Source organism: Streptomyces sp. NRRL S-495 (assembly GCF_000966955.1).
GTDB lineage: Bacteria > Actinomycetota > Actinomycetes > Streptomycetales > Streptomycetaceae > Kitasatospora > Kitasatospora purpeofusca.
The window spans coordinates 1-6,109 of the sequence record NZ_JZWY01000088.1; the positions used below are offsets into that span (position 1 = coordinate 1).

A 6,109-nucleotide genomic window follows, 5' to 3' on the forward strand; every position below is an offset into this window, starting at 1 on the left:
CCGCGGCGGGTGCGGCGGTCCGGTCCGCCGGGGTGGCCGCGGCCTCCTCGGCGGCCGCCTCCGCGGCCCCGGCCACCGCCGCGCGCGCGTCGGCGACGGTCTGCACGGCGGCCAGTGCGCCCCGGTAGCCGGTGCACCGGCAGAGGTTGCCGCACAGCGCCTGGCGCGCCTCGACCTCGGTGGGCCGGTGGTTGCGCTGGAGCAGGTCGTGCACGGCCATCGCCAGGCCGGGCACGCAGTAGCCGCACTGCACCGCGCCGGACTCGGCCAGTGCCTGCTGGACGTCGCTGGCGCCGCCGCCGGCCGACAGGCCCTCGACCGTGTTGATCTCGCTGTCCTGGGCGAGCGCGGCGGGCACCAGGCAGCCGGCCACCAGCTGGCCGTCGACCTGCACCGAGCAGGCCCCGCACTCGCCCTGCTCGCAGCCGTCCTTGGCGCCGGCCAGGCCCAGCCGCTCGCGCAGCACGTAGAGCAGGCTCTCGCCGATCCAGGCGTCCGTGACGGGCCGTTCGAAGCCGTTGACCCGCAGGGTGTACGAGGTGGTCGGCCGCAGCTCCCGGCTGACCTGCGGCGCGTGGTCGTGCGCGTGGTCGAGCAGCCCCGCGTCCAGGGCCTCGATGGGGTGGTCTGTGGTCACTTGAGCGCCCTTCCCAGTGCCCGGCGGGCCAGCACCGCTACGGTACGCCGCAGACGGACGGCGGCCGCGCTCGGCCCCTCGGTGACGGCCTCCCAGGAGCCCTCCGCGCCGTAGCCGTCGGGGACGCAGGCCGCGGCCACGTACTCGCCGAAGGCGGCGGTCGCGGCGGGGTCGATCTCCCGCGAACCGTCCCAGTCGATGCAGCCCGCCACCCAGGCCTCGGCCTCCAGGGGCCGCAGCGGCACCGGGGCGACGGCGCCGACGGCGCAGCGGACGGCGCGCCGGGCCGGGTCCAGGACGAGGGCGACGGAGGCGGTGGCGCGGGCCGGGCCGCTGCGGCCGGTGGCCTTGAGGAAGACCTGCGGGGCGTGCAGCAGCGGGACCCGCACCCAGGTGAGGAGTTCGCCGGGCCGCAGCGGGTCGAGACCGGTCAACAGGTGGCTGACCGGGACCTCGCGGGTGGCGCCGGCCCGGGCCAGGGTGACGCTGGCCTCCAGCGCCGCGAGCACCGGCAGGGTGTCCCCGGCCGGGGCGGCGGTGGCGATGTTGCCGCCGAGGGTGCCGACGTTGCGGACCTGCGGCGGGCCGGCGGTGCGGGCGGCGTCGGCGAGCGCGGGGATCAGGGCGGCGAAGTCCGGGCGGTCCATCCGGGCGTGGGTCAGCCCGGCGCCGAGGACCGCGGTGCCGCCGTCCTCGTAGCGCCAGCCGCGGAGTTCGGTGATCCGGCCGAGGCCGACCAACGAGGCGGGGCGGAGGCGTCCGGCGTTGACGGCCTCCATCAGGTCGGTGGCGCCGGCCACCGGCACCGCGGCCGGGTGAGCGGCCAGCGCTTCGACGGCCTCGTCGAGGGAGGCCGGCAGCATGATCGTCCGGTTCACCTGGGTCCCACCGTGCTCCACTTGCTCATCGATCGCCTGCCGCCCGCGGCCCCTGGACCGGGGTGTCCGCTCCGGCAGCCCGGCCTGGCCCGTAGGGTACGGGCGATCGGGCCGGGTTGGGCAACTCTGGCACACAATGCTCGATGATCATTTCGGGACAGGCGAACGGTACTGCCCGATTGGGACCGATACCGGGCGGTATCCGCCCCGGTCCGGTTCGGACCGGGACGGATGTTCATCTGTTCTTGACGTCCGACGACCGCCCGGAAGTTCCCGCGGCCGTCCGGTTCAGACCGCCGGCGGGGGTCCGTCGATCGGCCGGCCCTGCACTCCCGGCCGGGTCTGCCACGGGTGCGGCCCGCCGGCCGGGCGGTACTCGACGCCGAGCGCGTCCAGCACCTCCAGATGGCCGGCCAGCCGCTGTTCGAAGCCGGCGAAGTCGCGGGCGGCCGGGTCCGCGGGCAGCGCGGACCAGGCGACCTCGGCGAAGGCCGCGAGCCGGGGGAAGGCCCGGTAGTCGATGTCCCGGGCGCTGTCCATGAACTCGCTCCACAGGTTCGCCTGGGTGCCGATCACCCGGCGCGCCGCCTCCTCGTCGAGCTGGGCCGGCACCGGCTCGAACCGGTAGACGTCCTCCAGGGTGCGCACGAAGCCGACCGGGATCGGCTCCTGCTCCCCCGGCGCCTGCCGGTGGTCCAGGTAGACGTGCTGCTCGGGGCACATCACCACGTCGTGCCCGGCCTGCGCGGCGGCGATCCCGCCGCCGTAGCCGCGCCAGGAGGACACGGCGGCGCCCGGGGCGAGGCCGCCCTCCAGGATCTCGTCCCAGCCGATCAGCCGGCGGCCGCGCTCGGCCAGCCAGCGGTCGAAGTGCCGGATGATGTGGCTCTGCAGCTCGTCCTCGTTGCTCAGGCCCAGCTCGCGGATCCGCGCCTGCGCGGCCGCGCTGTCCTTCCACTGCTCCTTCGGGCACTCGTCGCCGCCGAGGTGGACGAACTCGGACGGGAAGATCTCCAGGACCTCCTCCAGCACGCCCTCGAAGAACCGCAGCGTGGCCTCGGAGGGGTTGAGCACGTTGTGGCTGACCCCCCAGTCGGTCCACACCCCGAGCGCCCCGGTGTCCACCACATCGGTGTTGCCCAGCTCGGGGTAGGCGGCGACGGCGGCCTGGGTGTGGCCCGGCAGGTCGATCTCGGGCACCACCGTGACGGCCCGTTCGGCCGCGTAGGCGACGATCTCGCGCAGGTCGTCCTGGGTGTAGAAGCCGCCGTGCGGGCGGTCGTCACGGCGCCCGGCGGACCGGTAGCCGACCATCGAGCGCTCGCGCCAGGACGCCCGCTCGGTGAGCCCGGGGTAGCGCTTGATCTCCACCCGCCAGCCCTGGTCGTCGGTCAGGTGCAGGTGCAGCACATTGAGCTTGTGCGCCGACAGCTGGTCGACGAAGCGCAGCACGTCGGACTTGGGCAGGAAGTGCCGGGCGACGTCCAGCAGCGCCCCGCGCCAGCCGAACCTCGGCGCGTCCGTGAGGTCGACGCCGGGCAGCACCCAGCCGGACGGTCGCAGCGGCGCGCGCCGGTAGGCGTCCGGCCCGAGCAGCCGGCGCAGCGTCTGGGCTCCCCAGAGCGCGCCGGCCGGACCGCCGGCGGTGATCACCGCGTGGCCGGGGCGCACCGAGAGCCGGTACGCCTCACCGGGGAGCGCCGGGTCGAGGAGCAGTTCGACGCCCTCACCGGGCCGCCCCGGGGCGAGCGGCAGGCCGGTGGCGGCGGTCAGCGAGGAACGCAGCCACCGTTCGGCCCCGGCCAGCTCGGGCGGCGCGGTCAGGGTGGTCGTCCGGTCGAGCGGGAAGTCCTGGTCCGGGAGGCGGACGGAACTCACGGGGGCAGGGATGAGGTCCATTGCGCCATCCTGCCCCGGCCCCGACCAGTGGCATAGACCACTCGGGAAACGCGGCACCATGCAAAACGGTGGTGTGCGGAACGAAGGGGACGCGGGCTACTTGCCCTTGTCGCCGTCCCCGTCCTGCGGCTTGCCGATGCCGTCGTAGATCTCCTTGCACATCGGACAGACCGGGTACTTCTTCGGGTCGCGGCCGGGCACCCACACCTTGCCGCAGAGCGCCACCACGGGGGACCCGGAGAGCGCGCTCTCCATGATCTTGTCCTTCTGGACGTAGTGCGCGAAGCGCTCGTGGTCGCCGTCCCCGTGGGACACCTGCGGGACGGGCTCGACCAGGGTGCCGGTGCCGAGGCCGCGCTCGGGCTCAAGAGTGCTCATGAGTGCCAAGTCTATGGGCGCCCCGGAGAAGCGGGCCAGTGTCGCGGCGCCGCCGTGACGGCGCACCTTCGATTCCGAGCCGGATTCAGTTCAGGGTCGGATCGTCCGGATAGGTCGCCAGCAGCGCCAGCGGCCCGCGCTGGCGCCGCAGCACCGCGCGCCACAGCCGCTCCGGCTCCGGGCTGGAGATGTCCCCGGGCTCGCAGTCCACCAGGTACCAGGCGCCGGTGGAGATCTCCGACTCCAGCTGCCCGGGCGCCCAGCCCGCGTAGCCGGCGAAGATCCGCAGCGCCCCGAGCTCCCCGGCCAGCACCTCGGGCGGCGCCTCCAGGTCCACCAGGCCGATCGCGCCGTGCACCCGGCGCCAGCCGAGCGGCTCCCCGGTTCCCGGCTCCCCCGGCGCCACCGCCAGGCCGAGCGCCGAGTCCAGCGCCACCGGCCCGCCCTGGAACACCACCGCGGGCAGGCCGACCAGCACCCCCCAGCCGTCCAGCACACTGCCGACCTCGACCGGCGTCGGCCGGTTCAGCACGACACCGAGCGCCCCCTCGACGTCGTGGTCGAGGAGGAGCACCACCGCCCGGGCGAAGTTCGGGTCGGTGAGCACGGGCGTCGCGACGAGCAGTCGGCCGGTGTGGGACCGGCCTCCGTGCGAATGGGCCGCCGTCATGCCTCACATGATCCCGCAGAACCCCCGCCGGCGGCACCCGAAACGGCGACCGCCGCGGCCACCCGGAACGCCCCACCCGGCCCCGCCCGCCACGAACACCCGTACGGACGCACCGGCGCGCCCCCCGGGCCCGGGGAGAGCACCATCACGGGAGAGGCTCACAGGAACCATCGGCACGACCACTACCATCTACTGATGGTGGACGCCCCTCCACGGTGCCGACTCGGTCACACCGGGGGCCCGACGCGCCCGTGAAATGCTCCACCGCCTGGCTCGTCGCCGAGCCCGCCCCACTCCTCTGGCACCCCGGATTGCGAGAACGATGACCGACGACGTCCTGCTGGTCCACGGCGGAAACCCGCTCGAAGGCGAGATCCGCGTCCGCGGTGCGAAGAACCTGGTCCCCAAGGCCATGGTCGCGGCCCTGCTCGGCCAGGGCCCCAGCAGACTGCGCAACGTCCCGGACATCCGCGACGTCAAGGTGGTCCGCGGCCTGCTGCAGCTCCACGGCGTGACCGTGCGCACCGGCGACGAGGACGGCGAGCTGATCCTCGACCCCTCGCACGTGGAGAGCGCCAACGTCGCCGACATCGACGCGCACGCCGGCTCCTCGCGCATCCCGATCCTCTTCTGCGGCCCGCTGCTGCACCGCCTCGGCCACGCCTTCATCCCGGGCCTGGGCGGCTGCGACATCGGCGGCCGTCCGGTCGACTTCCACTTCGAGGTGCTGCGCCAGTTCGGCGCCACCATCGAGAAGCACCCGCAGGGCACCTACCTGGTCGCCCAGCAGCGGCTGCGCGGCACCAGGATCGAGCTGCCCTACCCCTCGGTCGGCGCGACCGAGCAGGTGCTGCTCACCGCCGTCCTCGCCGAGGGCGTCACCGAGCTGCGCAACGCGGCCATCGAGCCGGAGATCGTCGACCTGATCTGCGTGCTGCAGAAGATGGGCGCGATCATCACCCTGGGCACCGACCGCACCATTCTCATCACCGGTGTCGACGAGCTGGGCGGCTACAACCACCGGGCGCTGCCGGACCGGCTGGAGGCCGCCTCCTGGGCCTGCGCGGCGCTGGCCACCAGGGGCGACATCTACGTCCGCGGCGCCCGCCAGCTGGAGATGATGACCTTCCTCAACACCTTCCGGAAGGTCGGCGGCGCCTTCGAGGTGGACGACGAGGGCATCCGCTTCTGGCACCCGGGCGGCGAGCTCAAGGCGATCGCCCTGGAGACCGACGTGCACCCCGGCTTCCAGACCGACTGGCAGCAGCCGCTGGTCGTCGCGCTGACCCAGGCCACCGGCCTGTCCATCGTCCACGAGACGGTGTACGAGTCGCGGCTGGGCTTCACCGGCGCGCTGAACCAGATGGGCGCGCACATCCAGCTCTACCGCGAGTGCCTGGGCGCGACCCCGTGCCGCTTCGGCGCCCGGAACTTCCAGCACTCCGCGGTGGTCTCCGGCCCGTCCAAGCTGATCGGCTCCGAGCTGGTCATCCCGGACCTGCGCGGCGGCTTCTCGTACCTGATCGCGGCGCTGGCGGCCGAGGGCACCTCGACCGTGCACGGCATCGACCTGATCAACCGCGGCTACGAGAACTTCATGGACAAGCTGCGCGACCTCGGCGCCCACGTCGAGCTGCCGGGCGAGCT

5 protein-coding genes and 1 pseudogene are annotated in these 6,109 nt (G+C 74.0%); 1 reads left to right on the forward strand and 5 read right to left on the reverse strand.

Annotated features, from left to right (window positions below):
* The 5 genes and pseudogenes from VR45_RS06400 to VR45_RS06420 form a co-directional block, all read right to left on the reverse strand.
* Positions 1-538: pseudogene (locus VR45_RS06400) on the reverse strand ((2Fe-2S)-binding protein); the annotation flags it as partial.
* 95 nt (positions 539-633) lie between these two features.
* A complete protein-coding gene (locus tag VR45_RS06405) occupies positions 634-1,500 on the reverse strand; it encodes an FAD binding domain-containing protein (RefSeq protein WP_045938701.1) in 867 nt (288 codons plus the stop codon).
* 303 nt (positions 1,501-1,803) lie between these two features.
* A complete protein-coding gene (locus VR45_RS06410; protein ID WP_045938697.1) occupies positions 1,804-3,414 on the reverse strand; it encodes a beta-N-acetylhexosaminidase in 1,611 nt (536 codons plus the stop codon).
* Between the two features lie 96 nt (positions 3,415-3,510).
* Positions 3,511-3,792, reverse strand: a complete 282-nt coding sequence (locus VR45_RS06415) for a DUF3039 domain-containing protein (protein ID WP_030394272.1) — start codon at positions 3,790-3,792, stop codon at positions 3,511-3,513.
* 85 nt (positions 3,793-3,877) lie between these two features.
* Complete coding sequence (locus tag VR45_RS06420; RefSeq protein ID WP_045938698.1) at positions 3,878-4,462, reverse strand: YqgE/AlgH family protein; 585 nt, start codon at positions 4,460-4,462, stop codon at positions 3,878-3,880.
* A gap of 322 nt (positions 4,463-4,784) precedes the next feature.
* On the opposite strand from VR45_RS06420, the gene murA reads away from it, so the two are divergent.
* On the forward strand, positions 4,785-6,109 hold a 1,325-nt coding region (gene murA, locus VR45_RS06425; protein ID WP_045938699.1), incomplete at its 3' end, for a UDP-N-acetylglucosamine 1-carboxyvinyltransferase.

What these genes read in the sequence shown, in the direction of transcription:
- VR45_RS06405 (WP_045938701.1), bottom strand. Translation starts at nt 1,500, where the DNA reads ATGCTGCCGGCCTCCCTCGACGAGGCCGTCGAAGCGCTGGCCGCTCAC.
- VR45_RS06410 (WP_045938697.1), bottom strand. Translation starts at nt 3,414, where the DNA reads ATGGACCTCATCCCTGCCCCCGTGAGTTCCGTCCGCCTCCCGGACCAG.
- VR45_RS06415 (WP_030394272.1), bottom strand. Translation starts at nt 3,792, where the DNA reads ATGAGCACTCTTGAGCCCGAGCGCGGCCTCGGCACCGGCACCCTGGTC.
- VR45_RS06420 (WP_045938698.1), bottom strand. Translation starts at nt 4,462, where the DNA reads ATGACGGCGGCCCATTCGCACGGAGGCCGGTCCCACACCGGCCGACTG.